Annotated in this window: 19 protein-coding genes and 1 pseudogene; 14 read left to right on the top strand and 6 right to left on the bottom strand. The window is 74.1% G+C overall.

Annotation, left to right across the window (positions count from 1 at the left end; all coding sequences use genetic code 11):
• Nucleotides 1-66 precede the first annotated feature (66 nt).
• Nucleotides 67-1,011: an erythromycin esterase family protein gene (locus ACFYOU_RS06085; protein WP_391303877.1), complete on the bottom strand. Its 945-nt coding sequence runs from the start codon at nucleotides 1,009-1,011 to the stop codon at nucleotides 67-69.
• 230 nt (nucleotides 1,012-1,241) lie between these two features.
• Between ACFYOU_RS06085 and dusB the strand changes: the two genes are divergently transcribed.
• Nucleotides 1,242-2,441: a tRNA dihydrouridine synthase DusB gene (dusB, locus tag ACFYOU_RS06080; protein WP_391303876.1), complete on the top strand. Its 1,200-nt coding sequence runs from the start codon at nucleotides 1,242-1,244 to the stop codon at nucleotides 2,439-2,441.
• 43 nt (nucleotides 2,442-2,484) lie between these two features.
• Here the strand turns inward: dusB and ACFYOU_RS06075 are convergent, their stop codons facing one another.
• On the bottom strand, nucleotides 2,485-4,458 hold the full coding sequence (locus ACFYOU_RS06075; RefSeq protein WP_391303875.1) for a glycogen debranching N-terminal domain-containing protein: 1,974 nt from the start codon (nucleotides 4,456-4,458) through the stop codon (nucleotides 2,485-2,487).
• Nucleotides 4,451-5,902 carry a hypothetical protein gene (locus ACFYOU_RS06070; RefSeq protein ID WP_391303874.1) on the bottom strand — a complete coding sequence of 484 codons (1,452 nt, stop codon included), beginning with the start codon at nucleotides 5,900-5,902 and terminating at the stop codon, nucleotides 4,451-4,453. The genes ACFYOU_RS06075 and ACFYOU_RS06070 overlap by 8 nt, the downstream gene beginning before the upstream one ends.
• A 196-nt stretch (nucleotides 5,903-6,098) precedes the next feature.
• Here ACFYOU_RS06070 and ACFYOU_RS06065 point away from each other — a divergent pair, with 196 nt between their 5' ends.
• Nucleotides 6,099-7,307 carry an ROK family protein gene (locus tag ACFYOU_RS06065; RefSeq protein WP_391303873.1) on the top strand — a complete coding sequence of 403 codons (1,209 nt, stop codon included), beginning with the start codon at nucleotides 6,099-6,101 and terminating at the stop codon, nucleotides 7,305-7,307.
• A gap of 25 nt (nucleotides 7,308-7,332) precedes the next feature.
• On the opposite strand, the gene ACFYOU_RS06060 is transcribed toward ACFYOU_RS06065, so the two are convergent.
• Nucleotides 7,333-8,319, bottom strand: a complete 987-nt coding sequence (locus tag ACFYOU_RS06060) for an alpha/beta fold hydrolase (protein WP_391303872.1) — start codon at nucleotides 8,317-8,319, stop codon at nucleotides 7,333-7,335.
• A gap of 339 nt (nucleotides 8,320-8,658) precedes the next feature.
• Here ACFYOU_RS06060 and ACFYOU_RS06055 point away from each other — a divergent pair, with 339 nt between their 5' ends.
• The 6 genes and pseudogenes from ACFYOU_RS06055 (at nucleotide 8,659) to ACFYOU_RS06030 (ending at nucleotide 16,887) form a co-directional block, all read left to right on the top strand.
• Nucleotides 8,659-10,020, top strand: coding sequence for a cytochrome P450 (locus ACFYOU_RS06055; RefSeq protein ID WP_387010423.1), 1,362 nt, complete (start codon nucleotides 8,659-8,661; stop codon nucleotides 10,018-10,020).
• A 404-nt stretch (nucleotides 10,021-10,424) separates the two neighbouring features.
• Entirely contained in the window at nucleotides 10,425-13,145 is a 2,721-nt protein-coding gene (ppdK, locus tag ACFYOU_RS06050) for a pyruvate, phosphate dikinase (protein WP_391303871.1), read from the top strand.
• Nucleotides 13,146-13,475: 330 nt separating this feature from the next.
• Complete coding sequence (locus tag ACFYOU_RS06045) at nucleotides 13,476-14,480, top strand: helix-turn-helix domain-containing protein (RefSeq protein ID WP_391303870.1); 1,005 nt, start codon at nucleotides 13,476-13,478, stop codon at nucleotides 14,478-14,480.
• A 133-nt stretch (nucleotides 14,481-14,613) separates the two neighbouring features.
• A complete protein-coding gene (locus ACFYOU_RS06040) occupies nucleotides 14,614-15,540 on the top strand; it encodes an oxidoreductase (protein WP_391303869.1) in 927 nt (308 codons plus the stop codon).
• Between the two features lie 112 nt (nucleotides 15,541-15,652).
• The gene (locus ACFYOU_RS06035; RefSeq protein WP_389762918.1) at nucleotides 15,653-16,294 is read left to right on the top strand and encodes a hypothetical protein; all 642 of its coding nucleotides are present in this window, start codon (nucleotides 15,653-15,655) and stop codon (nucleotides 16,292-16,294) included.
• Between the two features lie 48 nt (nucleotides 16,295-16,342).
• A pseudogene (locus ACFYOU_RS06030) lies at nucleotides 16,343-16,887 on the top strand (alpha/beta fold hydrolase).
• Between the two features lie 2 nt (nucleotides 16,888-16,889).
• Here ACFYOU_RS06030 and ACFYOU_RS06025 read toward each other — a convergent pair.
• Both ACFYOU_RS06025 and ACFYOU_RS06020 read right to left on the bottom strand, forming a co-directional pair.
• Complete coding sequence (locus ACFYOU_RS06025) at nucleotides 16,890-17,570, bottom strand: class F sortase (RefSeq protein WP_391303868.1); 681 nt, start codon at nucleotides 17,568-17,570, stop codon at nucleotides 16,890-16,892.
• 153 nt (nucleotides 17,571-17,723) lie between these two features.
• Nucleotides 17,724-18,242 carry a hypothetical protein gene (locus ACFYOU_RS06020; RefSeq protein WP_389762911.1) on the bottom strand — a complete coding sequence of 173 codons (519 nt, stop codon included), beginning with the start codon at nucleotides 18,240-18,242 and terminating at the stop codon, nucleotides 17,724-17,726.
• A 368-nt stretch (nucleotides 18,243-18,610) separates the two neighbouring features.
• Between ACFYOU_RS06020 and ACFYOU_RS06015 the strand changes: the two genes are divergently transcribed.
• The 6 genes from ACFYOU_RS06015 to ACFYOU_RS05990 all read left to right on the top strand — a co-directional run bounded on the left by ACFYOU_RS06015 (nucleotide 18,611) and on the right by ACFYOU_RS05990 (nucleotide 26,402).
• Nucleotides 18,611-19,258 (top strand): NAD(P)H-dependent oxidoreductase, encoded by a 648-nt coding sequence (locus ACFYOU_RS06015; protein ID WP_391303867.1) that lies wholly within the window; start codon nucleotides 18,611-18,613, stop codon nucleotides 19,256-19,258.
• A 112-nt stretch (nucleotides 19,259-19,370) separates the two neighbouring features.
• The gene (locus ACFYOU_RS06010; protein ID WP_391303866.1) at nucleotides 19,371-19,868 is read left to right on the top strand and encodes a gamma-glutamylcyclotransferase; all 498 of its coding nucleotides are present in this window, start codon (nucleotides 19,371-19,373) and stop codon (nucleotides 19,866-19,868) included.
• Nucleotides 19,869-20,018: 150 nt separating this feature from the next.
• On the top strand, nucleotides 20,019-21,347 hold the full coding sequence (locus ACFYOU_RS06005) for a deoxyguanosinetriphosphate triphosphohydrolase (protein WP_391303865.1): 1,329 nt from the start codon (nucleotides 20,019-20,021) through the stop codon (nucleotides 21,345-21,347).
• Nucleotides 21,348-21,620: 273 nt separating this feature from the next.
• Nucleotides 21,621-22,895: an NAD(P)/FAD-dependent oxidoreductase gene (locus ACFYOU_RS06000; RefSeq protein ID WP_389762905.1), complete on the top strand. Its 1,275-nt coding sequence runs from the start codon at nucleotides 21,621-21,623 to the stop codon at nucleotides 22,893-22,895.
• A gap of 99 nt (nucleotides 22,896-22,994) precedes the next feature.
• On the top strand, nucleotides 22,995-24,899 hold the full coding sequence (dnaG, locus tag ACFYOU_RS05995; protein WP_391303864.1) for a DNA primase: 1,905 nt from the start codon (nucleotides 22,995-22,997) through the stop codon (nucleotides 24,897-24,899).
• A gap of 318 nt (nucleotides 24,900-25,217) precedes the next feature.
• Nucleotides 25,218-26,402 carry a sigma-70 family RNA polymerase sigma factor gene (locus ACFYOU_RS05990; protein ID WP_391303863.1) on the top strand — a complete coding sequence of 395 codons (1,185 nt, stop codon included), beginning with the start codon at nucleotides 25,218-25,220 and terminating at the stop codon, nucleotides 26,400-26,402.
• The last annotated feature ends 69 nt before the right edge of the window (nucleotides 26,403-26,471 follow it).

Below are 26,471 nucleotides of genomic sequence, written 5' to 3'. Positions count from 1 at the left end.
GTGACCCTAGGACTCCCCGGAACTCATCGGCCCTGCTGGACCTCGTCCCCCTCGGTCCTGGCGGGTTCACGCCGTCGGCCCGGCGGGCCCGTCGGGGGAGAGGGGGCCGGTCGGGGTGACCGTCCGGACGTGGAGGACGGCGTCGAACCAGTCGGTGAGCGCGCCGCCGGTGATGTGGTGGTCGGTGTCCTCGGTCGGGTCGTAGCCGGGGCCGATCATGCGGGTGCTGGTCGGGGCGGTGAGCCAGGTGCGCACGGCGGGGGGAGCGTCGGTGCGCAGATCGAGGAGGTAGGCGTCCGGTCCGGCGCTGCCGAGGACCGCTTCGGCGTACTGCGCCGGTGGGTGGGGGACGGTCGCGGGGAGCGTGCCGTGGTGGAAGGTGAGACCGAGGGAGGCGTATCCCGTTCCGAAGCGTTCGCGCAGGTAGCCGCCTGCGTTCCGGTGGCCGGTCGGGGAGGTCGGGGTGCCCGCCGCGGTGTGGGCGAGGCCGCCCCAGTAGACGACCTTGTCCCCCGTGCGTTCGTGCCACTGGATCGCCGCCGCGGCCAGCGTCCACTCGATCCCGGCCGTGCCGTCCAGCGCGGGGACGGGGCCCGTGACGGTGGACCCGGCGAACCGGACGGGGTCGTCGGGGTGGCGGAGGTTGAAGGCGCGCATCCAGTGGACCAGGTCGAGGATCTCCGCGGTCCGCCAGAAGGAACGGGCCCCGGCGAGCAGCGCCCGCGGGTCCCCCGCCCCGGTGCTGACGTACGCGTCGAGACCGACCCGCGTCGCGTCGTCCCCCTCCAGGGCGAGCGAACGGAACCCCCGCTCCTCGACCAGCAGCCGGACGATGCGGTGCGCGAGGGCGGACAGCTCGTGGCTCTGCCGGGTCGAGGCGCCGAGGGCCACCACCGCGGCGTCGCCCACCAGGTCGGCCAAGGGGAGGAGGTCGGTCGGCGGGGCTGCGGGGTCGAGTGTGGTGAGGGGGTGGGCGTGCTGCCCGATCCACCGGGTCACCTGGTCGGTCATGGGGCCTCCGCGTGTCGGGGCGGGGGCGCCGGGGCGCTCCCCGGACGGGCTGGACCCCGCAGGCGCAGCCTCGGACGTGAACCGGGGTTGAGGTCAAGCCCGGGGGAGGGAGAGGGGCGACCGGGCGGGCGGGGTGGATAGTGCGGCTAACTAATTACCCGGGAGGGGTGCGGGTGCGCGACAATGGGGGGATGCCCGTGTCCCCGTCCCCCTCGATGGCTGATCCCGCGATGACCTCTTCCGCGTCCTTGCCCGCGCCCGCCCGCACCCCCGCCGCAGCGCCCGGCGCCCCCGCCGTCGCCGCGCCGGGTCTCGCCATCGGCCCGTACCCCGTGACGCCGCCGGTGGTCCTCGCCCCCATGGCGGGCATCACCAACGCGCCGTTCAGGACGCTGTGCCGGGAGTTCAGCGGCGGCAAGGGACTGTTCGTCAGCGAGATGATCACCACTCGGGCGCTGGTCGAGCGCAACGAGAAGACCATGCAGCTCATCCGGTTCGACGCCAGCGAGACGCCGCGCTCCCTCCAGCTGTACGGGGTGGACCCGGCGACGGTCGGCAAGGCGGTCCGGATGATCGCGGACGAGGGCCTGGCCGACCACATCGACCTGAACTTCGGCTGCCCCGTCCCCAAGGTCACCCGCAAGGGCGGCGGCTCCGCCCTCCCGTACAAGCGCCACCTGCTGCGGGCGATCCTGCGCGAGGCGGTGACCGGGGCCGGGGACTTGCCGGTCACGATGAAGATGCGCAAGGGCATCGACGACGACCACCTCACCTACCTCGACGCCGGACGCATCGCCGTCGAGGAGGGCGTCACCGCGATCGCCCTGCACGGCAGGACGGCCGCCCAGCACTACGGCGGCACCGCCGACTGGGAGGCCATCGCCCGGCTCAAGGAGCACGTGCCGGAGGTCCCCGTCCTCGGCAACGGCGACATCTGGTGCGCCGAGGACGCCCTGCGGATGGTCCGCGAGACCGGCTGCGACGGGGTCGTCGTCGGTCGCGGCTGCCTCGGCCGCCCCTGGCTCTTCGCGGACCTCGTCGCCGCCTTCGAGGGGACGGGCGGCCCCGCGGCCCCCTCCCTCACCGAGGTGGCCCGGGTGATGGTCCGGCACGCGACCCTGCTCGGGGAGTGGCTGGGCGACGAGGCGCGCGGCGTCATCGACTTCCGCAAGCACGTCGCCTGGTACCTGAAGGGCTTCGCGGTCGGTTCGGAGATGCGCAAGCGGCTCGCCGTCACCTCCTCGCTCGCCGAGTTGGAAGAGGGCCTCGCCGAACTGGACCTCACCCAGGAGTGGCCGCTCGGCGCCGACGGTCCCCGGGGCCGCACCTCCGGCAACAACCGGGTGGTGCTCCCGGACGGCTGGCTGAAGGACCCGTACGACTGCGCGGGCGTCAGCGAGGAAGCGGAACTCGACACCTCCGGCGGCTGACGGACGGGCGGGCGCGCCCGCGATCCGCTGCGCGCCCGACCTGTTACCCCTCGCCCCGCACGGCCGTGAGCAGCGCCAGCGGGGTCGCGGCCGACCGGGACTCCCGGACGCAGGCGTGCGGGTACGGGACCGGCACCGGATGGGTGTCGCGGGAGTAGCCCGCCAGCACCTCCGGCAGCCGGTCGCCGCCCGCCCGCGCCGCCGCCAGCACCCCGCGGGCCACCGTGCGGGCCTCGTCGTGCAGCCCGTAGCGGGCCAGCCCCAGGGCGATGACCGCGTTGTCGTGCGGCCAGACCGAACCCCGGTGGTACGACAGCGGGTGGTACGCGGGCTGCCCGGCGGCCAGCGTCCGCACGCCCCAGCCGGAGAAGAAGTCGGGGGCGAGCAGCCGCCGCCCCACCACCTGTCCGTGGTCCTTGTCCAGCAGCCCCGACCACAGCAGGTGCCCCGCGTCCGAGGCGAGGGCGTCCAACGGCTCGCCGTCCCCGTCCAGGGCGAGCGCGGGGAAGGCGTGGCCCGCCATCCAGAAGTCCCGCTGGAACCGGTCGCGCAGATCGTCCGCCGACCGGGTCAGCCGGGCCGCGAAGTCCTGGTCGTCCCAGACCGTGCGGGCCAGCCGGGCGGCCCTGCGCAGGGCGTCGTACGCGTACCCCTGGGCGCCCGCCGCCCGCACCGGACCCGTCGCCCGGGTGCCGTCGGCGCGACAGATCGCCCCGGGGGAGTCCTTCCAGTTCTGGTTGGCGAGCCCGCCCTCGTCCGCGCGGTAGACGAGGTAGCCGTGTTCGGCCAGCCCGCCCCGGTCGAACATCCAGCCGACGGCGGCCCGCGCGTGCCGTTCCAGGCGCCGGGCGAGCGTCCGGTCACCGGTGCTCTCCGTGTACGCGCCGAGCAGCACCAGGAACAGCGGGGTGGCGTCCACCGAACCGTAGTAGCGCCCGTACGGGACCTGCCCGAAGTGCGCCAGCTCCCCGTGCCGCACCTCGTGCACGATCTTCCCCGGCTCGCCGACGCACCGGTGCGCGTCCCCGGCCGGCCCCGGGGCCGCGGAGCTGCGGGCCGCCTGGGTCGCCGCGAGCACGGGCAGCGTCGCGGCCGCCAGCGCGGGCAGGTACGGCAGGGCGAACAGCGAGGTCAGCAGGGCGTCCCGGCCGAGCATCGCCGAGAACCAGGGCACGCCCGCGGCCGGTACGCGCAGTTCCTCGCCGTCCGGTCCGGCCGCCCGTACCCGGAGCACCGCCAGATCGGCGAGGCCCTGGGCGCAGGCGTCCGCCAGCTCCGGCCAGTCCGGGTCGACCGCCAGGGTGCAGCCGGCGGCCAACTCCTCGCGCAGGGTGCGCAGTTCCGCCGTGACGCCGGCCGGTGAGGCGGGCACCCGGGCGGTGTCCGGGGCGCCGTGCGGGCGGGCGGTCACCCGCAGCAGCAGTTCCGTCGTGCCGTGTGGCGCCAACTCCAGCTCCCACACCAGTCGGCGGGCCCCGGTGCCGGTCTCCTCCACGGCGTCTGGCGCCGGATCGCAGGCGACCTCCGTACGGGACTCCCAGTCCCCGCGCCGGTAGCCGAAGACGATGCCGTCCTCGGTGGCCTCCCGGGTGCGCACGGCGCCCGTCTTCGTATACGTGCGGTGGTCCCGGCGCAGCTCGAACGGGTCGGTGAAGTCCACGTCGACGGTGAGGGCGAGCCGTACCGTCGTCGGCACCGGGCGGTTGCTCACCACCCGCACCGACTCCACGAACCCGTGTTCCGCCACGGCCTGTTCGCGCAGCACCGTGCAGGACGGCGGTTCCTGTCGGCCCCCGCGCGGCACCAGCACGCAGCGGGCGGTCTCGCCGGAACCCACCGGGGCGAGCACGGTGAGCACCGCCCCGTCCACGGTGAGCTGCCAGCGGCTCAGATGGCGGGCGTCCCGGACGAACAGTCCGTCCGGGGCGCTGCCCGCGTGGACCCCGGTGATGTCTCCGCCGGACCCCACGGCCGCGAACGCGCTGCCGTGCACCAGCACATGATGCCGGTCACTCATCGTCGGCCTCCTCCTTGGCGCCGTCGTCATCCGTCTCGTCGCTCGCGCCGCCGTCGGCGCCTTCGGGGGTGCTGTCGGGTCCGGTCCCGGTCCGGACGAGGTCCAGGGCGAGGGCCGCCGTCCAGGAGAAGCCGCGCGCCCCGCACGCCCGGCCGGTGCGCGGGTCCACGTACTCGGCGAAGCCGGAGGCGTCCGCGGTCGTCACCAGCGCCGCCCGCAGCGCGCGGGCCTCGGCGTGCTCCCCGTGCACCCGCAACCCGCGCTCCAGCAGCCAGTTGACGTTGAACCACGCCGGCCCGCGCCAGTACCGGTGCGGGTCGAAGGCCGCACCGGTCAGGTCGTAGCTGGGCACCAGCCGCGCCGCGCCGCCCAGTCCGAAGCAGGGGCCGCGGGCGGTGCGCAGCAGCCCGGCGACCACCGGGGCGGGCAGGGCGGGCAGCAGCAGCGGCAGCAGACCCGTCACCCCGCGCTCCGGGACCAGGGTGTCGGTGCCCAGGTCCCGGCAGAGGAACTGCTCCCGCTCCGGGTCCCACAGCCGTGCGACGAGGGCGGCCGTGAGGCGTTCCGCGCGCTCGTCGCGGGCGCTGCCGCCGAGGCCCAACTCGGCCGCGATCCGGGCGAGTGCGTGCTCGGAGGCGATCAACAGCGCGTTGAAGGAAGGGTCTTCCACCGCGAAGGCGTCGAACACCGGGCGGGTGTCGGCGTAGTGGCGGTCCCGGTAGTCGGCGGCGAGCCGTACGTACCGCCCGTAGTCCAGGTCGGTGGGCCGGTCGGCGGGTGCCCCGTGGTCGAGGTCCGCGCGACGGAACGAGCCCTCGGGCGCGGGGGTCACCCGGGACAGCGGGACGTCCCAGCAGGGGCTGTTGTCCATGCCCTGTTCCCAGGGGTGCACCACCGCGGCGAGGCCGCCGCCGCCCGCGTCCCGGCGGCCGAGCAGATAGCGGTGCCAGGCGGCGAGCTTCGGGTACGCCCGGGCCAGGAACGAGCGGGAGCGGGACAGCTCCGGGTCCGCGCAGTGGGTGAGCCAGACGGCCAGGGCGTGCACCGGGGGTTGCACCAGCCCGGAGGTCTCCACGGTGCGTGGCGCCCCCGCCGCGCGGCCCGCGGTGGACGAGCGCCAGAACCCGGGGCCCGGGAAGTAGGCGCCGGGCGGTACCGCCGGGTTGAACACGATGTGCGGGACGCGCCCGTCGGACCACTGGGCGCGCAGCAGCGTCTCCACCTCCCACTGGGCCCGCCGGGGTGCCACGTGGCGCAACCCGATCGCGATGAACGCGGAGTCCCAGGACCACTGATGGGGGTACAGGGCGCGGGACGGCACGGTTGACGCGCCCGTCCAGTTGCGGTGCAGCACCTGTGCGGCACGGCGTGCGACCCCGGCGTCCGGGAGGGCGCCGGGCGCGGGGAGGAGGGGTGGCGGGGTGAGCTGGGTCGTGCGGTACACGATGGTCTCCCGGTCCCAGGGGACGGTCACGAGCCGGTCGGGGCCCCGGCCGGGCCGCCGGTCACGGGCGCGGCGCTCGGTCGGCGGTCGGGTGGCGGCTCGTCAGTTGTGGGGCAAGCGTTGCCGAGTTACGCCTATTTAACACGCACAACTCAATATGTAACGTGGGTTCGGGCGAAGCAAGGGGGAGTCAGTCATGGGCGGACGGCAGTCGAGTGCCGGGGACCTGCTCCAGTTGGTGCGCAGTGGACGGGCGACCACCCGTGGTGCGCTCCAGCAGGTCACCGGGTTGTCCCGGGCCACCGTGGGGCAGCGGCTCGACCGGTTGTTCCGGGCCGGCTGGCTGCGGGAGGGCGCGGCCGGACCGGTGGACTCGCCGCTCGGCGGGCGGCCGTCCGTACGGTTGGAGTTCGACACCTCGCACGCCGTGGTCCTCGCCGCCGACCTCGGCACCCGACGCGCCCGGGCCGCCGTCCTGACCCTGGACGGCACCCCGCTCGCCGAGCGCGTCGGCCCGCTGAGCGTGGCGGAAGGACCGGGCCGGGTGCTGGACGAACTCGGCGGCTGGTTCGCCGGGTTGCTGGACGAGGCCGGCTGCGGGGCCGAGGGCGCGTGCGGGATCGGGCTCGCCGTACCGGGTCCCGTCGACACCGCGACGGGCCGGGTCGTCCAGCCGCCGATCATGCCCGGCTGGGACGGGTACGACATCCGGGGCCGGCTGCGGCGGGCGCTCGCCGGGCGGACCAGCTGCCCCGTGGCGGGCACCGTGCCGGTACTGGTCGACAACGACGCCAACCTCATGGCCTACGGGGAGCAGCGGGCGGGCTTCCCGGACTGCGGGGCGTTCGTGCTGGTCAAGGTCTCCACCGGGATAGGCGCCGGGGTGATCGTCGACGGGGCGGTGTACCGGGGGATCGACGGCGGCGCGGGGGACATCGGGCACGTCCGGGTGCCGCAGGGCGCGGACACCCTGTGCCGGTGCGGCTCGTACGGCTGCCTCGCGGCGGTCGCCAGCGGCCGGGCCGTGGCGCAGCGACTGGCCCGGGCCGGGGTGGCGGCCGAGTCCGGTTCCGACGTGCGCGCGCTGCTCGCCGCCGGGCATCCGGAGGCGGTGCGGCTGACCCGACAGGCCGGGCGGGCGGTGGGGGAGGTGCTGGCGACGGTGGTCACCCTGCTGAACCCGGGCGTCCTGATGATCGCCGGGGACCTCGCGGGCACGCCGTTCCTGACCGGGGTGCGGGAGTTGCTGTACCAGCGGGCGCTGCCGCGGGCCACCGCCCGGCTGGAGGTGGTGACCGCGCGGCTCGGTCAGCGGGCCGGTCTGGTGGGCGCGGGCGCCCTGGTGGTGGAGGAGCTGTACGCACCGGGCCGGGTGGAGGAACGGCTCCTCGCCCTGGGGGTGTGAGCCGCGGTGCTGCTCCGGCGCGGGCTCAGGTGGGCAGGGCGGCCAGCCAGTCGGTCAGGATCTCGTTGACCTCGGCGGGGCGCTCCTGCTGGATCCAGTGGCCGCAGCCGTCCAGGATGTGCGAGGAGAGCAGACCGGGCAGGGTGGTGGGGTACGCCCGGATCGCCTCGGTCAGCCAGGTCGTGGACGCGTCCAGTGACCCGCCGAGGAACAGCGAGGGTTGGGTGACGGGCCGGCCGCGGTACTCGGCGAGGTCCGCCCAGTCCCGGTCCATGTTCCGGTACCGGTTGAGTGCGCCGACCAGCCCGGTCCGCTCGAACTCCCCGGCGTAGACGTCCAGGTCGTCCGCGCCGAGCCATCCGGGCAGCCGGTCGACGGGGAACCGTTCGCGCAGGGTGCCGCCGCGGCCGACGAAGTGCGGGTCCGGGGCGTCGGGCGCGGGCATGGTCCCGGCGGAGAACGCGGCGTAGAAGCCGGCGAGCCAGCCGCGGACGTCGGGTTCGATCTCCGCTTCGACCCGGCCGGGCTCCTGGAAGTAGGAGACGTACAACTCCTCGTCCCCGCCCATCCCGGCGAAGACCTCGCCGGGCCGCGGACCCCCGGGCGGGGCGTAGGGGACGCTGAGCAGACCGACCGCGCGGAAGACGTCCGGCCTGAGGAGAGCGGCGTGCGCGGCGATGGTCGCACCCCAGTCGTGCCCGACGATCACCGCGGTCCGCGCGCCGAGCGCCCGCACCACGGCCACCTGGTCCTCGACCAGGTCGAGCATCCCGTACGCCGCCGGGTCCGCGGGCCGGGACGAACGCCCGTATCCGCGGACGTCCACGGCGACCGTGCGGTGGCCGGCCGCGGCCAGCACCGGCAGCTGGTGGCGCCAGGAGTACCAGGACTCCGGGAACCCGTGCACCAGCAGCACCAGGGGGCCTTCGCCCTGTTCCACCAGATGGGTCCGGCCGGCGGGGGAGGGCACCAGACGGTGGGTGAGGTCCGTGACCTGGGCGGGCTGCGACATGCGTCCTCCGGCCTTTCGATCGATCCGCGGGGTGCCGGGTCCGTGGGTCACCGGCCGGGCGCGCGGGCCGACGACCCGGGCCCGGCTTCCGGGTATCGGGGTATCGGGGTATCGGGGTATCGGCCCCGGGTCTCGACCATGCAGCAGACGCGGCGGCGTCGCGAGTCCTGTTGCCGCTTCGGCAAAGCGGGCCGCCCCGGGGGCCGTCCCGGGCGTTCACCTGTCCGGTGGACCTGATTGCGGGCGTGACCCCCAGGGGGGTGCGGAGGTTGGGTTCAGTGGAGCTTTGGCGCTTGGGCAGGACCGGGGGGCCCGCCGTGTGGAACGGAAGGACTTCCGATGACTCGTAGTGCACCGCGACTACTCGCCCCCGTGCCGGAGGGCACCGGCCTTTCTGGGGTGCAGGGCGACCCGGGACCGCCGTACGTGGGGTACGCGCTCCACATGATGCGCGATCCGGTACGGCTCCACCGGGAGCGGCTGGAGCGGTACGGCCCGGTGTCCTGGGGGAACTTCCTGGGCCGCCCCCTGGTGACCGTGCAGGGCCCCGAGGCCGCCGAGGTCGTCCTGACCAACCAGGACAAGGCGTTCGCGTCCGGCCCCGCCTGGGACTTCTTCATCGGGCCGTTCTTCGACCGGGGCCTGATGCTGCTCGACTTCGACGAGCACCTGGCCCACCGCCGGCTGATGCAGCAGGCGTTCACCCGCGACCGGATGGTGGCCTACCTCGCCCGCGTCCACGACAACGCGGAGCAGGGCGTGGCCTCCTGGCAGCCCGGCAAGCACACCCTGCTGCCGCTGTTCCGGCGGCTCGCCCTCGACATGGCCATCGACGCCTTCGTGGGGCTGTCGCTCGGCAGCAGCGAGATCCGGCGGGTGGACCGGGCCTTCACCGAAGCGGTGCGCGCCGGGCTCGCCGTGGTCCGCATCCCGGTGCCCGGGCTGCGGTGGAGCCGGGGGTTGAAGGCGCGCCGCCAGCTGATGGACTTCTTCGTCAAGCACATCCCCGAGAAGCGGGCGCGCGGCGGCGACGACCTGTTCGCGGCGCTGTGCACCGCCGTGTCCGACGAGGGCGAGCGGTTCAGCGATACGGAGATCGCCAATCACATGATCTTCATGCTGATGGCCGCGCACGACACCTCGACCATCACCCTGATGTCCATGGCGTACCACCTGGCGCGCCACCCCGAGTGGCAGGAGCGCTGCCGGGCCGAGTCCCTGGCGCTGGGCCCGGGTCCGGCCGGCACCGCCGCACTGGACTCGCTGCGCTCGATGGACCTGGTGATGCGGGAGTCGCTGCGGCTGTGCGCACCGGTGCCGCTGCTGCCGCGGGTGGCGGTGCGGGACACCGAGGTCCTCGGGTACCACATCCCGGCCGGGTCCCTGGTGAGCCTCACCATCCACACCAACCACCACATGCCGGAGCACTGGCCCGAGCCGGAGCGCTTCGACCCGGAGCGCTTCACCCCCGAGCGGCAGACCGAGATCACCCACCCGTACGCCTGGTTCCCCTTCGGGGGCGGCATCCACACGTGCATGGGCCGTCACTTCTCCGGCTTCCAGGCCAAGGCGGTCATGCACTGCCTGCTGCGGTCCCGTTCCTGGTCGGTGCCCGAGGACTACGAGTGGGAGCTGGACTTCAGCACCCTGCCGGTGCCCCGGGACGGCCTCCCCGTGACGCTGAGCGCGCTCCCCACGTAACCGTTCGCCGCCCCGGTCGGAGCGCTCCGGACACCGTCCGGATCGTGGGACGTACGGGTGAACGGCGGCGTGATTCTCGCCACCCTTGAGTGGGTGGACGCTCAGATGAGCGAATGCACTTCCGAAAGGGGTGGCACTGAGTGTCACCCCTTTCCCTTTCAGTGTCCGAAATCAAGTGTGGGTCATCGCGCTCATGTGAGCGGATCGTGTCATGTGAAGGTTTAGCTGACTTCAAGAGGTGAACGCTCTGGCCGGATTCCCCTCACTCTTCTGACACTTTCGATCTGCTGGCGGACGAGTGGTTGCAGCCGTATGACAGGCAGGTGGACGTACCCAGAAGCCTTTGATCTGGGTATGTTCCTCGCCGTCAGGGCAGCCACCGAGTCCTTGGGGAGTCAAGACCCGTGTCGGAAAACAGAGATCCTCAGGCCACGAAGTTCGTTTACGACTTCACTGAGGGAAACAAGGACCTCAAGGACCTGCTCGGCGGGAAGGGTGCGAACCTCGCCGAGATGACCAACCTGGGCCTGCCGGTTCCCCCCGGGTTCACCATCACGACCGACGCCTGCAAGGTCTACCTGGACAGCGGCGAGGAACCCACGGCACTGCGTGACGAGGTCTCCGCTCATCTGACCGCCCTCGAAGAGCGGATGGGCAAGCGCCTCGGCCAGCCCGACGACCCGCTGCTGGTCTCCGTGCGCTCCGGCGCCAAGTTCTCCATGCCCGGGATGATGGACACCGTCCTCAACATCGGCCTCTCCGACGCGTCCGTCACCGGACTCGTCCAGCAGTCCGGCGACGAACGGTTCGCCTGGGACTCCTACCGGCGGCTGATCCAGATGTTCGGCAAGACCGTCCTCGGCGTCGACGGCGAACTCTTCGAGGAGGCGCTGGAGGAGGCCAAGGCCGCCAAGGGCGTCCAGGTCGACACCGACCTCGACGCCGCCGACCTCAAGAAGCTCGTCAAACGCTTCAAGAAGACCGTGCGGACCGAGGCCGGCCGCGAGTTCCCGCAGGACCCGCGCGAACAGATGGACCTCGCCGTCAAGGCCGTCTTCGCCTCCTGGAACGGCGACCGCGCCAAGCTCTACCGCCGCCAGGAACGCATCCCGCACGACCTCGGCACCGCCGTCAACATCTGCTCCATGGTCTTCGGCAACCTCGGCCCCGACTCCGGCACCGGCGTCGCCTTCACCCGCGACCCCGCCAGCGGCCAGCAGGGCGTCTACGGGGACTACCTCCAGAACGCGCAGGGCGAGGACGTCGTCGCCGGCATCCGCAACACCGTGCCGCTCGCCGACCTCGAACAGCTCGACAAGAACTCCTACGACCAGCTGATGCAGATCATGGAGACGCTGGAGAACCACTACAAGGACCTCTGCGACATCGAGTTCACCATCGAACGCGGCCGGCTGTGGATGCTCCAGACCCGGGTCGGCAAGCGCACCGCGGGCGCCGCCTTCCGGATCGCCACCCAACTCGTCGACCAGGGACTCATCGACGAGGCCGAGGCCCTGCAACGGGTCACCGGCGCCCAGCTCGCCCAGCTGATGTTCCCCAAGTTCGACGAGGAGGCCAAGACCGAACGGATCGCCCGCGGCATCGCCGCCTCCCCCGGCGCCGCCGTCGGCAAGGCCGTCTTCGACTCGTACACCGCCATCAAGTGGTCCCGGTCCGGCGAGAAGGTCATCCTGATCCGCCGCGAGACCAACCCCGACGACCTCGACGGCATGATCGCCGCCGAGGGCATCCTGACCTCCCGCGGCGGCAAGACCTCGCACGCCGCCGTGGTCGCCCGCGGCATGGGCAAGACCTGTGTGTGCGGCGCCGAGGAACTGGAGGTCGACACCAAGCGGCGACGCATGACCGCCCCCGGCCAGATCGTGGTGGAGGAGGGCGACCTCGTCTCCATCGACGGCTCCACCGGCAAGGTCTACCTCGGTGAGGTGCCCGTCGTGCCCTCGCCCGTCGTCGAGTACTTCGAGGGCCGGATGCACGCCGGCGCCGACGACGCCGACGAACTCGTCGTCGCCGTCCACCGGATGATGGCCTACGCCGACCGGGTGCGCCGGCTGCGGGTGCGCGCCAACGCCGACAACGCCGAGGACGCCCTGCGCGCCCGCCGCTTCGGCGCCCAGGGCATCGGCCTGTGCCGCACCGAGCACATGTTCCTCGGCGAGCGCCGCCTCCACGTCGAGCGGCTGATCCTCGCCGACACCGACCAGGAGCGCGAGGAGGCCCTGACCCTGCTGCTGCCCCTCCAGAAGCGGGACTTCGTGGAACTCTTCGAGGCCATGGACGGCCTGCCGGTCACCGTCCGCCTCCTCGACCCGCCGCTGCACGAGTTCCTGCCCGACATCACCGAACTCTCCGTACGGGTCGCGCTCGCCGAGTCCCGCCAGGACGCCAACGAGAACGACCTCAGGCTGCTCCAGGCCGTCCACCGGCTGCACGAGCAGAACCCGATGCTCGGCCTGCGCGGCGTCCGGCTCGGCCTGGTCATCCCCGGCCTGTTCGCCATGCAGGTGCGGGCCATCGCCGAGGCCGCCGCCGAACGCCGGGAGGCCGGCGGCGACCCCCGCGCCGAGATCATGATCCCGCTGGTGGGCACCGTCCAGGAGCTGGAGATCGTCCGCGACGAGGCCGAACAGGTCATCGCCGAGGTGGAACGGGCCCGCAACGTGGACCTCAAACTCTCCCTCGGCACCATGATCGAACTGCCCCGGGCCGCGCTCACCGCCGGCCAGATCGCCGAGGCCGCCGAATTCTTCTCCTTCGGCACCAACGACCTCACCCAGACCGTGTGGGGCTTCTCCCGCGACGACGTGGAGGCCAGCTTCTTCACCGCGTACCTGGAGAAGGGCATCTTCGGGGTCTCCCCGTTCGAGACCATCGACAAGGACGGCGTCGGCGCCCTCGTCCGGGACGCCGTGCGCGCCGGCCGGGCGGCCCGCCCCGACCTCAAGCTCGGAGTCTGCGGCGAACACGGCGGCGACCCGGAGTCCGTCCACTTCTTCCACGAGGTGGGCCTCGACTACGTGTCCTGCTCGCCGTTCCGCATCCCCGTCGCCCGACTGGAGGCCGCCCGCGCCGCCGACGAGTCCCCCGGCAGCGACCACCGCTGACCCCTGACCGGGTCCCGAGACCCCCGGGGCCGCCGCCGCTCACCCTCACCGACCGGCGGCGGCCCCGGGCGCACCACGGGGCGGCACCCTGTGCGGGGGTGCCGCCCCTCCCGGCGCTGCGGTGAAGAGCCCGGCCGGCGACCGCGACGGCACGCGCAGCAGGAGTCCCATCCCCCGGGACTCCTACCGCGCCACCCGTCCGCGCCGCTCACGGGGCACGCCCCGTTTCCCCCGGCCCGCGGGGCTGGCACCATGCTGAGGGCCCGTGGACCGGTACCGCGAGGCTTTTCGACACAGACCGAAACGCTGGGTTCCCTGGACGGGGTAAGGGTGCTGCGAATCCACTTCACGTGCGACGACCTCGCGCGGGTGCGGGTCGCCGAACGCCCGCACCCGCTGTGGGAGACCGTGCTCAGCGTGCACCGGCTGCGGGACCGCTGGGCCCCCACCGAACTCGACGCCTGGCGCGGCGCCGCCCGCCGCGGCCTGTTGGTCGACCCGGACCGGGGGCGCGCCGCGTTCTCGCTGCTCGGCTCCCTCATACCCCGGCGGGGCAACTTCCCCGACTTCCTCACCCCGACCCACCTCGCCGGCCGGCCCGGCGACGACCTGCGCGACGGCCTCCAACAGGTCCTCGCGACCCCCCGCCAGCTGCTCACCCGCGACATCGGCCGGCTCACCGCACCGCCGCACCACCTCGGGCCCCTCGGCGACGGCGACCGCGACGCCCTGCACCAACTCGGCCGCGCCCTGCGCACCTACCACGAGGCCGCCGTCGCACCGCAGTGGGACGCCGTACGGGCCGCCGTCGAAGCCGACCGCGCCCGCTGCGGCCGGGACCTCCTCGACGGCGGGACGGAACGCCTGCTCGCCGGACTGAGACCGGTCCTGCACTGGGAACCGCCGGTGCTCACCGCCGACTACCCCGTCCCCCGTGACCTGCACCTCGACGGACGCGGTCTGATCCTCGTCCCCTCGTACTTCTGCGGCAGACGCCCGGTGACCCTCGTCGACCCCGCCCTGCCCCCGGTCCTCGTGCACCCCGCCCGTGCCGCGCCCGTGCGCGCCGCCCCCGACCCGGACGGCAGCACGGCCGGCGGGCGGCGCGCGGTGGACCGGCTCCTGGGGCGCACCCGCTCCGCCGTCCTGGCCGCCGTCGGCACCGGCTGCACCACCGGCGAACTGGCGCAGCGCACCGGGATCTCACCGGCGTCGGCCAGCCACCACGCCACCATCCTGCGACAGGCCGGACTGATCTCGACGGTCCGGGTCGGGCCCAGCGTGCTGCACACCGTCACCGGACTCGGGACCTCCCTGCTGCGCGGCACGCCATGAGGGGGCGCCCGGCCGGCGCGGCCCCGCTCCCGGTCCCGGGCGGGCGCCCCGTGGACGGCACCCGCCCGGCCGGTGGACGATGGAGGAGGGACGCGCCGGTGACGGGCGCCCCCGGTCACGAGGAGCAGGCGGCATGAGCAGCTGGAGCGAACACGACATCCCCGACCAGAGCGGCCGGACGGCCGTGGTCACCGGGGGCAACAGCGGGATCGGCTTCACCGCCGCCCGCGCCCTGGCCCGCCGGGGCGCCCGGGTCGTCCTCGCCTGTCGCAGCGAACGGCGCGGCACCGCCGCCCGCGATCTGATCCGCACCGAAATCCCGTCCGCCGAGGTCGAGTTCGCCCCCCTGGACCTCGCCTCGCTCGACTCCGTACGGACGTTCGCCGACACCCACCGCGGTGCACACGACCGCCTCGACCTGCTGATCAACAACGCCGGGGTGATGGCCCTGCCGCACCGGCTGACCTCCGACGGCTTCGAGATGCAGTTCGGCATCAACCACCTCGGCCACTTCGCCCTCACCGCCCTGCTGCTGCCCGCCCTGACCGCCACCCCCGGCGCCCGGGTCGTCACCGTCTCCAGCTTCATGCACCACACGGCGAACATCGACATCCACGACCTCAACAGCGAACGCCACTACCACCCGTGGACCGCGTACAGCCGGTCCAAGACCGCCAACCTCCTCTTCGTCCACGAACTCGCCCGCCGGCTCACCGCCGCCGGCGCGGACACCGTCGCCGCCGCGGTCCACCCCGGGTACGCCCGGACCAACCTCCAGACGGCCGCCGCCCGGATGGAGGGCCGCCGGGCCGCCGAACGGGTGCTCGGCTGGGGCAACCGGCTGCTCGCCCAGGGCCCCGAGGCCGGCGCCCTGCCCACCCTGTACGCGGCGACCGCCCCCGGGGTGCTGCCCGACTCATTCACCGGCCCCCGTCTGATCGGTTGGCGCGGCGCCCCCGCCCCCGCGCGGCGCGCCCGGTGGACCACCGACGACCGTGCCTCCGCCCGGCTGTGGGAGGAGTCCGCCCGGCTGACCTCGGTCGCCTGGCCCGGTCCCTGAGGCCCCGTACACCCCCCGATACCGTCATGGGCTCGTCAAGGCTGAGGGCCGTCGGGTCAGCGAACCGTCAATCCCGCTGACGCGCCCGGGCCGTCGTTCTACCGTGCCCAGCATGGGACGTGACAGCGCAGGGCACGAGGACGGGGACCGGGACGACCACGAGGACCGGGGGGCCGGGAACGGTGGGGCCGAGGGCCTCTCCTGGGTGACGATCGTTCCCGGCCCGCCGACCCGCCAGGGACCACCGGGCACCCGGGACGTCGACGTCGACCGCCGCTGGGCCACCGACCGGCGCGACGCCCTCTGTTGCGCACTGGCCCTGCTCGGCCTGATCTGCCTGGTCGACCTCGGCAACGCCACCCTCTCCGCACCGCGCGCGGCCCTGTGGGCGACCCTCTCCCTGCTGCTCTACGCCGTGCTGCACCCGCCGTTGGTCACCGCGGGACCCGGCTGGCTGGCCGTCCGCGGACTGTGCCGCACCCGCCGGGTCGCCACCGACCTGCTGGTCTCCGCCCGGCACGGCGACGGCGTCCAACCCCGGCTGGTCCTGCGGGACGCCCTCGGCAACCGGGTCGAGGTCGACCCCAAGGTCCTCACCGGCAACCCGCTGATCTGGCACCGCCTCGACACCGGGGCCCGCCACGCCCGCGCCGGCGGACTGCTGCGCACCGGCACCGCCGTCCTGGAGGAGATCGGCGAACAACTCGACGTCGAGGAGGCCCGGGCCGTCTTCGAGGTCTCCCACCTGAGCTGACGCCCGCGGGCCGGTGGGGTCGGCCCCGGGGAGCGCGGATCGGGGCCCATGACCACTGCGGACGCACCACCCGTCGTCCTCGTGCACGGGACGCGCTTCAGCGCGGGGCAGTGGAGCCCGCAGCTCGCCGCGCTGCGCGCGGACTTCCCGGCGGTCGCCGTCGACCTGCCGGGGCACGGCGCCCGGTCCGCCCAGCCCTGGAGCCTGGCCGCGGCCACCGAGGTCATCGCCTCCGCGGTCGCCCCGCTCGACCACGGGCCGGCGCTGGTGGTCGGGCACTCACTCGGCGGATACGTCGCGCTGGACTTCGCGCGCCGCCGCCCCGACCTGCTGCGCGGGCTGGTCCTGGCCGGCGCCAGCGCCTCGACCCGCGGTCCGTGGGCGGCGCCGTACCGATGGGTCGCCGGGCTCCTCCCCCGGTTGCCGGCGCACCGGCTGACCCGCTGGAACGACGCGCTGCTGCGCCCTTCGCCCGCGCGCGGGCCCGCGTCGAACTGATCCCACGGGCCGGGCACCTCGCGAACTTCGACGACCCGGCCGCCTTCACCGACGCGGTCCGCCGCTTCGCCCACCAACTCCCCGCCCGGCGCTGAACTCAGCGGACGTCGGTCAGGTGGGCGAAGACGACGACGTTGCCCTCGTAGCCGGTGCGCTTCGAGTACGGGCCGCCGCAGGTGATGACCCGTAGCTCGGGCCGGGGCGCCGGGCCGTACACCTTCTCGTCGGGGAAGGCGTCGGCCCGGTACACCTCCACGGCGCTGACCGTGAACACGGCGACCGAGCCGTCGCGCCGGTTCACCTCGATCGTCCGCCCCCGGACCAACGCACCGAGCCGGTAGAACACGGCGGGGCCCTCCGCGTTGTCCACGTGCCCCGCGACCACGGCCGTCCCGCGTTCGCCCGGGGTGGTCCCCGCCTCGTACCAGCCGGCGAGTTCCGGGCGCTCGGGCGGCGGCACGTCGAGCGCGCCCCGTGCGGTCAGCCCGAGCCCGGTCAGCGGGGCGTCCACCCCGATCGACGGGATGCGGATGCGGTCCGGCGGCGACGGGGGCAGCGCGGGCGCGCCCCCGGCCAGGTCCGTCCGGTCCGCGGCCCCGGTCCGCGACGGCGCGGACCGTGCCGACTGCGCGGCGGACGGTTGCGGCGGCCGCGGCTCCACGGCGACGTCGTGCAACAGCCACACGCCCGCGCACAGGGCCAGCGCGGTGACCCCGGCTATGGCCGCGTCGCCGTGTCGCCGCCGGGCACCGGTCGCGGAACGGGCCCGTGTGCGCATGGGTTCCCCCTCGGGTCGTGGGCGTGCGGGGCGTGCGGGTCGTACGGGTGCGGCCGGGGAAGAACGGTTCGCTGCCCCCTCCGGCCCCGGCGAGGGGCCGCGGGACCGGAGGGGGAGCGAAGGGCGGTACCGGTGGACAGCGGAGGGTGTCCGTCAGATCCCGTCGCCTCTCGCCCGGCGATGCAGGAGCCAGGTACCGCCCGCGGCGGCGACGGCCAGGGCCGCCACGCCCGCCGCGGTCTGTACGGGGTCGGGGCCCAGTGCGCCGCCGACCCCCGTGTCCACGTGGCCCCGCGGATGTGCGGGGAGGTCCGCCGCCCCGGCGAGGACCACCGACAGGTCCGCCGCGCTGCGGGTGCCGTCCGCGCACCGCACGACGATCTCGTACGTGCCCGGCTGCGCGGAGGGCGGCACCTCGAAGCGGCCGACCGCCCGCCCCTCGGTTCCGCTCGGGGCGAGCGTGAAGGAGCCCGCGCCGACCGCACTGGCGTCGCCCGCCGCGACCCCGCGCGATCCGCAGCCCTCGCTGTGCGCGGCGACCGGTTCGCCCGGTACGACGGTGGACGGGGAGAGCGCGGCGCCCCCCGGACCGTCCGCCCCGGCGGGGACCGCGGTGAGGCCCGCCAGGGCGACGGCGAGCGCGGCGACGCTCAGCGGACGGGCAGTGCGCATGGATCGCTCCTCGGACCGGGCGTGTCCGGCGGCACCCAAGTGCCGCTGTCTCGGTCACGTCCTCGCACCACGAGACAACGGCCCCGGGCGGCGCCCCGCCTCCCGGAGCATCGCCCCGGATACCGGCGAACGGCCGAGGCCCGCGCGGGTCCGCCCGCCGTTTCAGCAGGTCATGGGCGCGCAGACGGAAACCCTTGCGGGTGGGGTGAGCGGGACGGTGAACGGGTGACGGAGCGCCGACGGCCGCGGGTGGTGGGGCGCCGGCGGCGGGGGAGGGGGCGACGGCGGGGCCCGGTAAAGGAAGTGACGGACCGTCCGCATCCGACGGGTGTTGACCTCAATCTTGGTTGAGGGAACACGCTGGGCCCATGACCACGAGCCAGCAGGCCCCCCGGGCCGAAACGTCCGCCCCGTCCACCCCGCAGACCCCACCCGCCCCCGCGCCCCTCAAGGTCGCCGTCGTCCTCGGCAGCAACCGGGAGGGCCGGTTCGGGCCGGTCATCGCCGAGTGGCTGCTCGCCGAGATCGCCGAGCGTCCCGAACTCAGCGCGGACCTCGTGGACGTCGCCGCCGCCGACCTGCCCACCTCCCTGCCCCAGAGACCGTCCCCGCGGATCAACGCCGAACTCGCCAAGGTCTCCCCGCTGCTCGCCGACGCCGACGCCTTCGTGGTGCTCACCCCCGAGTACAACCACTCGTTTCCGGCCGCTCTGAAGAACCTCATCGACTGGCACTACGGGGAGTGGCACGCCAAGCCGGTGGGCTTCGTCTCGTACGGCGGCATCTCCGGCGGGCTCCGCGCGGTCGAACACCTCCGCCAGGTCCTCGCCGAACTGCACGCCGTCACCGTGCGCGACACGGTCTCCTTCGCCAACGCCGGGTCCCGCTTCGACGACCAGGGCCGGCTGCTGGACCCCTCGCCCTCGGTGGCCGCGGCGAAGGGCATGCTCGACCAGCTGACCTGGTGGGCCCTGACCCTGCGCGAGGGCCGGCACAAGCGCCCGTACCGGACCTGACCCCTTCCCCGACGTCCCGGTCGCCGACGACAATCGGTTCGGAGGCCGGGACGTCCGGACCACGGAGCACCCGGGCCACGGCCGCGGGCGAGCGGGAGGACCACCCACGGGCATGACCAGCCACGACGACGCGCACCGCGCCGATCCCCCGCACCGCGCCGAGCACCGCGTGCTGCCGTTCTTCGTCTACGGCACCCTGCGGCCCGGCGGCAGGTACCACGCCACGCACCTGGGCGACGCCGTCGCGGCGGGCGGCACGGTCGAACCGGCCCGGCTCCCGGGCGCCGCGCTCTACGACGGTCCCGGCTACCCGTACGCCGTCCCCGCCGCTGCCCCCGCCGAAGTCCTCGGCGAACTCGTCACCGCCCGTCCCGACGGGTACCGGGCGCTGCTCGGTTCCCTCGACGGTCTGGAGGAGTACTGGGGGGCGGGTGACCCGCGCAACCTGTACGACCGGGTGGTCCGTGAGGTGCTGCGCGCGGACGGTACGTCCGTGTCCGCCTGGGTGTACCTCGCGGCGGCGCCGGTGGCCGAACGGTTGCGCCGTGGGGGCACCCGGATACCTCGGGGTGACTGGTTGGGGCGCGTCCGCGTCCGCGCTGCGCGCTGAGGTTCGCGGTGCGGCTGGGGGTGCGCGGTCCCCGTGCGGTGCGCGGTGGTTGCTCGCGCAGTTCCCCGCGCCCCTATCGGGGCGCCCTGCGACGCTGGTGGTGCAGGAGTGCCCCGGTAGGGCGTGGGCGGGCCGGTTACTGTCGGGGGCATGGCACGTACCTTCCGCTCCGAGCCCGATGCGGTCCCCTACGACTCGGCCGACACCGCCCGGTGGGCGGTCGAGGCCGACAAACGCCCGGGCCGCACCGCGTTCCAGCGCGACCGGGCGCGTGTCCTGCACTCCGCGGCGCTGCGCCGGCTGGCGGGCAAGACCCAGGTGGTCGCCCCCGGCAGCCGCGGCCCGGCCTGGGACCCCAGCCCCCGCACCCGGCTCACCCACTCCCTGGAGTGCGCCCAGGTCGGCCGGGAACTCGGCGCGGCCCTGGGCTGTGACCCCGATCTGGTGGAGACGGCGTGCCTCTCCCACGACATGGGGCACCCCCCGTTCGGCCACAACGGGGAACAGGCCCTCAACGAGGTGGCGGCCGACTGCGGCGGCTTCGAGGGCAACGCGCAGTCACTGCGCCTGCTCACCCGCATCGAACCCAAGCGCTTCGCCCCGCCGCCCGACGCGCCCGGCGCCCCCGAGGTCAGCGTGGGCCTGAACCTGACCCGCGCGGCCCTGGACGCGGCCACCAAGTACCCCTGGCCCCTGGGCGGCCACCCCACCGACCCGGCCTCCCCGAAGTTCGGGGTCTACGAGGACGACCGCCCGGTCTTCGACTGGGTCCGCGCCGGCGCCCCCGCCGACCGCACCTGCTTCGAGGCGCAGGTCATGGACTGGTCCGACGACGTCGCCTACTCGGTCCACGACCTGGAGGACGGACTGCACGCCGGGCACATCGACCCGAACGTGCTGCACTCCGCACCGGAACGACGGGACGTCTTCGACGTGGCGGTCGGCCGTTACGTCCCCGCCGACACCGACCCGGCGGAACTCGCCGCGGCCCTGGACCGGCTGCTCGACCAGGACTGGTGGCCGCACGGCTACGACGGGTCGGCGTCCTCGCAGGCCGGTCTCAAGGACGCCACCAGCCAGCTCATCGGCCGCTTCTGCCTGGCCGCGGAGCACGCCACCCGGGCCCGCTGGGACCCGGGGCACACCGGCGCCCGACTCACCCGGTACGCGGCGCAGCTGGTCGTCCCCCGGGAAGCCGCCCTGGAGTGCGCGGTCCTCAAGGCCGTCGCCGACCGGTACGTGATGCAGCGGGCCGAACAGGAACGGATCAGGGCCGAGCAGCGCGTCGTCGTCGCCGAACTCGCCGAGGCGCTCACGCGGCGCGCCCCGTACGGGCTCGACCCGCAGTTCCGTGCGCTGTTCGACGCGGAGCCCGACGACCGGGCCCGCAAGCGGGTGATCGTCGACCAGATCGCCTCGCTCACCGACGCCTCGGCGTCCGCCCTGCACGCCCGGTTGACCGGCCCCGGCGGTCACTGACCGCAGCCGCACCCGGTCGCCCGCCGTCGGCCGGTGATCGGCGTACGCGGGGCCGGTCGGCGCCCGGGCGGCCCACTGACCGGTGGGGTCCGCGCGCCCGGGGGACTGAACGCCGGGCTCCCGGGGCACGCACCTGAGGAGGGACGGCGGGCGGAATCCCCGGTACCGCCACGGCGCGTGACGAGCACTGGCCTGATCGGGTCACCCCCTCTTCCCGCATCCCGCCCGGTGCGGGACGCTCACCCTGGCGGATAGCTCACGAGGAGGCATCACGTGGTCGACGAGGATCAGACGTTCGTCATCATCGGTGGAGGGCTCACCGGCGCCAAAGCCGCCGAGACCCTGCGCGAGGAGGGCTTTTCGGGCCGGGTCATCCTGATCGGCGACGAACGCGACCACCCCTACGAACGCCCGCCGCTCTCCAAGGGCTATCTGCTCGGCAAGGCGGAACGGGACAGCGTCTTCGTCCACGAACCGGCCTGGTACGCGCAGCACGACGTCGAGCTGCACCTCGGGCAGACCGTGGACCTCATCGACCGGGCCACCCGGACGGTGCGGCTCGGCGACGGCACGGCCATCGCGTACGACAAGCTGCTGCTGGCCACGGGCGCGGAGCCGCGCCGGCTCGACGTTCCCGGGACCCAGCTCGTCGGCGTCCACCACCTGCGCCGGCTCGCGCACAGCGAGCGGCTGCGCCAGGTGCTGACGAACCTCGGCCGGGAGAACGGCCACCTGGTGATCGCGGGCGCCGGGTGGATCGGCCTGGAGGTCGCCGCCGCGGCCCGCTCCTACGGGGCGGAGGTCACGGTGGTGCACCGGGGGCCGACCCCGCTGCACGGCGTGCTCGGTCCGGAGCTGGGTCAGCTCTTCACCGACCTGCACAGCGAGCACGGGGTGCGGTTCCACTTCGGCGCGAGCCTCACCGAGATCGTCGGGGAGGACGGCCTGGTCCTGGCCGTGCGGACCGACGACGGCGAGGAGCACCCGGCGCACGACGTGCTCGCCGCGATCGGCGCGGCCCCGCGCACCGCACTCGCCCAGGCCGCGGGCCTGGAACTGGTGGACCGGTCCCAGGGCGGCGGCATCGCCGTGGACCTGGCCCTGCGCACCTCCGACCCGGACATCCACGCGGCCGGCGACATCGCCTCCGTGCACCATCCGCTGTTCGACCGCCGGATCAGGGTCGAACACTGGGCGAACGCCCTGAACGGCGGCCCGGCGGCGGCCCGCGCGATGCTCGGCCGGGACGTCACGTACGACCGGCTGCCGTACTTCTACTCCGACCAGTACGACGTGGGCCTGGAGTACTCCGGCTGGGCGCCGCCCGGCACCTACGACCAGGTGCTGATCCGCGGGGACGCCGGGAAGCGCGAGTTCATCGCCTTCTGGCTGGCCGACGGCAAGGTGCTCGCGGGCATGAACGTCAATGTGTGGGACGTCACCGCACCGGTGCAGGCGCTGATCCGGTCCGGTGTCCGGGTCGACCCGAACGCCCTCGCCGACCCGGCCGTCCCCCTGGAATCGCTGGTCCCGGTGGACGCGGGCTGATCCCCGACGCGCGGTGGGGCCGGGGCCGGAGTCCTCCACGGACGCCCCGGCACCACCGCGCGGCACGGGAGTGTCGGTGCTCCCCCGTAGAATCGCGGCGTGGCCGGCAGGATCAATGACGAGGACGTGAAGGCGGTACGGGACGCGGTCCCGATCGACGCCGTGGTGTCCGAGTACCTCCAGCTGCGCAGCGCCGGCGGCGGGAACCTGAAGGGCCTGTGCCCCTTCCACGACGAGAAGTCGCCGTCGTTCCAGGTCAGCCCGTCCAAGGGCCTCTTCCACTGCTTCGGCTGCCAAGAGGGCGGCGACACCATCACGTTCGTGATGAAGGTCGACCACCTCTCCTTCTCGGAGGCCGTCGAGCGCCTCGCCGGGAGCGCGGGCATCACCCTGCGCTACGAGGAGGGCGGCTACAACCCCAGCAACCAGCGCGGCGAGCGCATCCGGCTGGTGGAGGCCCACAAGATCGCCGCCACCTTCTACGCCGAACAGCTGGACGCCAACGCCGAGGCGGAGATCGGCCGCAAGTTCCTCGCCTCCCGCGGGTTCGACCAGTCCGCCGCCGAGCACTTCGGCGTCGGCTACAGCCCCGCCGGCTGGGACCACCTCACCCGCTTCCTCCGCGGCAAGGGCTTCAGCGACAAGGAACTCCTGCTGTCCGGCCTGTCCCAGGAGGGCCGCCGGGGGCCCATCGACCGGTTCCGCGGCCGCCTCATGTGGCCCATCCGGGACATCTCCGGCGAAGTGGTGGGCTTCGGCGCCCGCAAGCTCCGCGACGACGACAACGGCCCCAAGTACCTGAACACCCCCGAAACGGCGATCTACAAGAAGTCCCAGGTCCTGTACGGCATCGACCTCGCCAAGAAGGACATCGCGAAGGCGAGCCGGGCCGTCGTCGTCGAGGGCTACACCGACGTCATGGCCTGCCACCTCGCCGGGGTCACCACCGCCATCGCCACCTGCGGCACCGCGTTCGGCGGCGACCACATCAAGATCCTGCGCCGTCTGCTGATGGACAACGGCTCCGCCCGGGTGATCTTCACCTTCGACGGGGACGCGGCCGGCCAGAAGGCCGCGCTGCGCGCCTTCGAGGACGACCAGAAGTTCGCCGCCGAGACGTACATCGCCGTCGCCCCCGACGGGATGGACCCCTGTGACCTGCGGCTGGCCGGGGGCGACCAGGCGGTCGCCGACCTGGTGCAGCCCCGCACCCCGCTGTTCGAGTTCGCCCTGCGGCAGATCGTCTCCCGCTACGACCTCGACACCCCCGCCGGCCGCGCCGCCGCCCTGGACGAGGCCGCCCCGGTGGTCGCCCGGATCAAGAACAGCGCCTCCCAGCACGAGGTCGCCGTGCAGCTCGCGGGCCTCGTCGGCATCCTCGACACCCAGTTCGTCGTCAAGCGCGTCGCGCAGATCGCCCGCTGGGCCCGCGACCGCGGCGGTCAGGGCCCCGCGCCGGACCGGACCCGGACGGCCGCCGCCCACGAGAACAGCGCCCCCCGTCGCCCCCAGGGCCCCGCCCTCAACCTGCGCAACGCGGTCCACGCCACCGAACGCGAACTGCTGAAGCTCGCCCTCCAGCGCCCCGAACTCGTCTCACCGGCCTTCGACGCGTACGGCGCGGACGAGTTCACCGCCGAGCCCTACGCCGCCGTCCGGGAGGCCGTCATGGAGGCCGGCGGCGCCGAACGGGGCGTCCAGGACTCCCAGGCGTACCTCGTCCGGGTCCGTGAGGCCGCCCCCGACGACCGGGTCCGCGCCATGGTCACCGAGCTGGCCGTCGAGGCGATCATGCGCCGCACCGTCGACGAGGTCTACGCCGGCGAACAGCTCGTCGCCGTCCGCCGGCGTGCCGTGGAGCGCCGCGTCCGGGACATCCAGTCCACCCTGGCCCGCCTCGGCGCGGGCGGTGACCCGGCCCACCTGGCCGCCGTGCAGAACGAACTCTGGGTCCTCCAGCAGTACGACCAGTCCCTCCAGCAACACGGCGCGGGCGCACTCTGAGCCCCGCCCCGGGGGCGCCGACCCCGGACCGGGCGGGCCACCGTCCGCCGGCCCGCACGCATCGGCACCCGTGAGCACGCGGTCACGCACCGGGCGCAAAAAATACCCCGCACGCCCCTCGTGGCGGGGATGTGTCGTACAGCACACTGGGGTCGGTGCCTGAGTCCCCGGAGCGCGGCCGGTCCGTCCCTGACGGACCCTTCACCCCCGCGGTTCCGCTCATACGCGTACGGGGCGGGAGCGGCGCGACCGGTCCCGTCGGTCCCGTCGTTCCCCCTGTCGCTCGCCTCAGCAGCGAACCCCCTGGAGGTCGCCGCCGTGCAGACCCAGACCCAGACCCTCGCCCAGTCGCCCCCCGACACCCGCGCCCCCGCGGCCCGGACCCTGCCAGCGCTGCCCCCCGTGCCCCCCGTGCCCCCCGTGCCCCCCGTGCCCGCGCAGAGCACCGCACCGCAGCACCCCGAAGCGACCGCGCCCGCCGGCTGTCGCCCGGCCACCACCGACCGGGATGACCCGCCCGGACCCACCGCCCCGAGCGAACGGGCCGCCCGGCCCGACCCCGCGCCGGCGGCCGGTCCGCACGCTCCGAGCGGCACCTCCTCCGACCTGTTCCGCCAGTACCTGCGGGAGATCGGCCGCATCCCCCTGCTGACCGCCGCCGACGAGGTCGAACTCGCCCGCCGCGTCGAAGCCGGACTCTTTGCCGAGGAGAAACTGCACACCGCCCACGACCTCGACTCGCGGCTCGCCGGCGAACTCGACCGGCTCGTCGTCCTGGGCCGGATCGCCAAACGGCGCCTCATCGAGGCGAACCTCCGGCTCGTGGTCTCCGTCGCCAAGCGTTACGTCGGCCGCGGCCTGACCATGCTGGACCTCGTCCAGGAGGGCAACCTCGGACTGATCCGGGCCGTCGAGAAGTTCGACTACGCCCGCGGCTACAAGTTCTCCACGTACGCCACCTGGTGGATCCGCCAGGCCATGTCCCGCGCCCTCGCCGACCAGGCCCGCACCATCCGGGTCCCGGTCCACGTCGTCGAACTCATCAACCGGGTGGTCCGCGTCCAACGCCGCATGCTCCAGGAGTACGGGTACGAGCCGACCGCCGGGGAGGTCGGCGCCCAACTCGACCTGTCGCCGGAGCGGATCAGCGAGGTGCTGCGGCTGGCCCAGGAACCCGTCTCGCTGCACGCCCCGGTCGGCGAGGAGGACGACGTCGCGCTCGGCGACCTCATCGAGGACGGCGACGCCGCGTCCCCCGTCGAGTCCGCGGCCTTCCTGCTGCTGCGCGAACACCTCGACGCCGTGCTGTCCACCCTCGGGGAACGCGAACGCAAGGTCGTCCAACTCCGCTACGGCCTCGCCGACGGCCGCCCGCGCACCCTGGAGGAGATCGGCCGGCTCTTCGGCGTCACCCGCGAACGCATCCGGCAGATCGAGTCCAAGACCCTCAACAAGCTCCGCGACCACGCCTTCGCCGACCAACTCCGCGGCTACCTGGACTGAGACGCCCCGCCGCGTCCCCGCCCCGCTCACCACGGCGCCCCGCCACCTCTCGACGGGGAGGCGGGGCGC

The organism is Streptomyces sp. NPDC005955 (genome assembly GCF_042871255.1).
In the GTDB taxonomy this organism is placed as follows: Bacteria; Actinomycetota; Actinomycetes; order Streptomycetales; family Streptomycetaceae; genus Streptomyces.
This window is presented reverse-complemented; position numbering and strand designations above follow the sequence as displayed.

What these genes read in the sequence shown, in the direction of transcription:
- ACFYOU_RS06085 (WP_391303877.1), bottom strand. Translation starts at nt 1,011, where the DNA reads ATGACCGACCAGGTGACCCGGTGGATCGGGCAGCACGCCCACCCCCTC.
- dusB (WP_391303876.1), top strand. Translation starts at nt 1,242, where the DNA reads ATGACCTCTTCCGCGTCCTTGCCCGCGCCCGCCCGCACCCCCGCCGCA.
- ACFYOU_RS06075 (WP_391303875.1), bottom strand. Translation starts at nt 4,458, where the DNA reads ATGAGTGACCGGCATCATGTGCTGGTGCACGGCAGCGCGTTCGCGGCC.
- ACFYOU_RS06065 (WP_391303873.1), top strand. Translation starts at nt 6,099, where the DNA reads ATGGGCGGACGGCAGTCGAGTGCCGGGGACCTGCTCCAGTTGGTGCGC.
- ACFYOU_RS06060 (WP_391303872.1), bottom strand. Translation starts at nt 8,319, where the DNA reads ATGTCGCAGCCCGCCCAGGTCACGGACCTCACCCACCGTCTGGTGCCC.
- ACFYOU_RS06055 (WP_387010423.1), top strand. Translation starts at nt 8,659, where the DNA reads ATGACTCGTAGTGCACCGCGACTACTCGCCCCCGTGCCGGAGGGCACC.
- ACFYOU_RS06040 (WP_391303869.1), top strand. Translation starts at nt 14,614, where the DNA reads ATGAGCAGCTGGAGCGAACACGACATCCCCGACCAGAGCGGCCGGACG.
- ACFYOU_RS06035 (WP_389762918.1), top strand. Translation starts at nt 15,653, where the DNA reads ATGGGACGTGACAGCGCAGGGCACGAGGACGGGGACCGGGACGACCAC.
- ACFYOU_RS06025 (WP_391303868.1), bottom strand. Translation starts at nt 17,570, where the DNA reads ATGCGCACACGGGCCCGTTCCGCGACCGGTGCCCGGCGGCGACACGGC.
- ACFYOU_RS06020 (WP_389762911.1), bottom strand. Translation starts at nt 18,242, where the DNA reads ATGCGCACTGCCCGTCCGCTGAGCGTCGCCGCGCTCGCCGTCGCCCTG.
- ACFYOU_RS06015 (WP_391303867.1), top strand. Translation starts at nt 18,611, where the DNA reads ATGACCACGAGCCAGCAGGCCCCCCGGGCCGAAACGTCCGCCCCGTCC.
- ACFYOU_RS06010 (WP_391303866.1), top strand. Translation starts at nt 19,371, where the DNA reads ATGACCAGCCACGACGACGCGCACCGCGCCGATCCCCCGCACCGCGCC.
- ACFYOU_RS06005 (WP_391303865.1), top strand. Translation starts at nt 20,019, where the DNA reads ATGGCACGTACCTTCCGCTCCGAGCCCGATGCGGTCCCCTACGACTCG.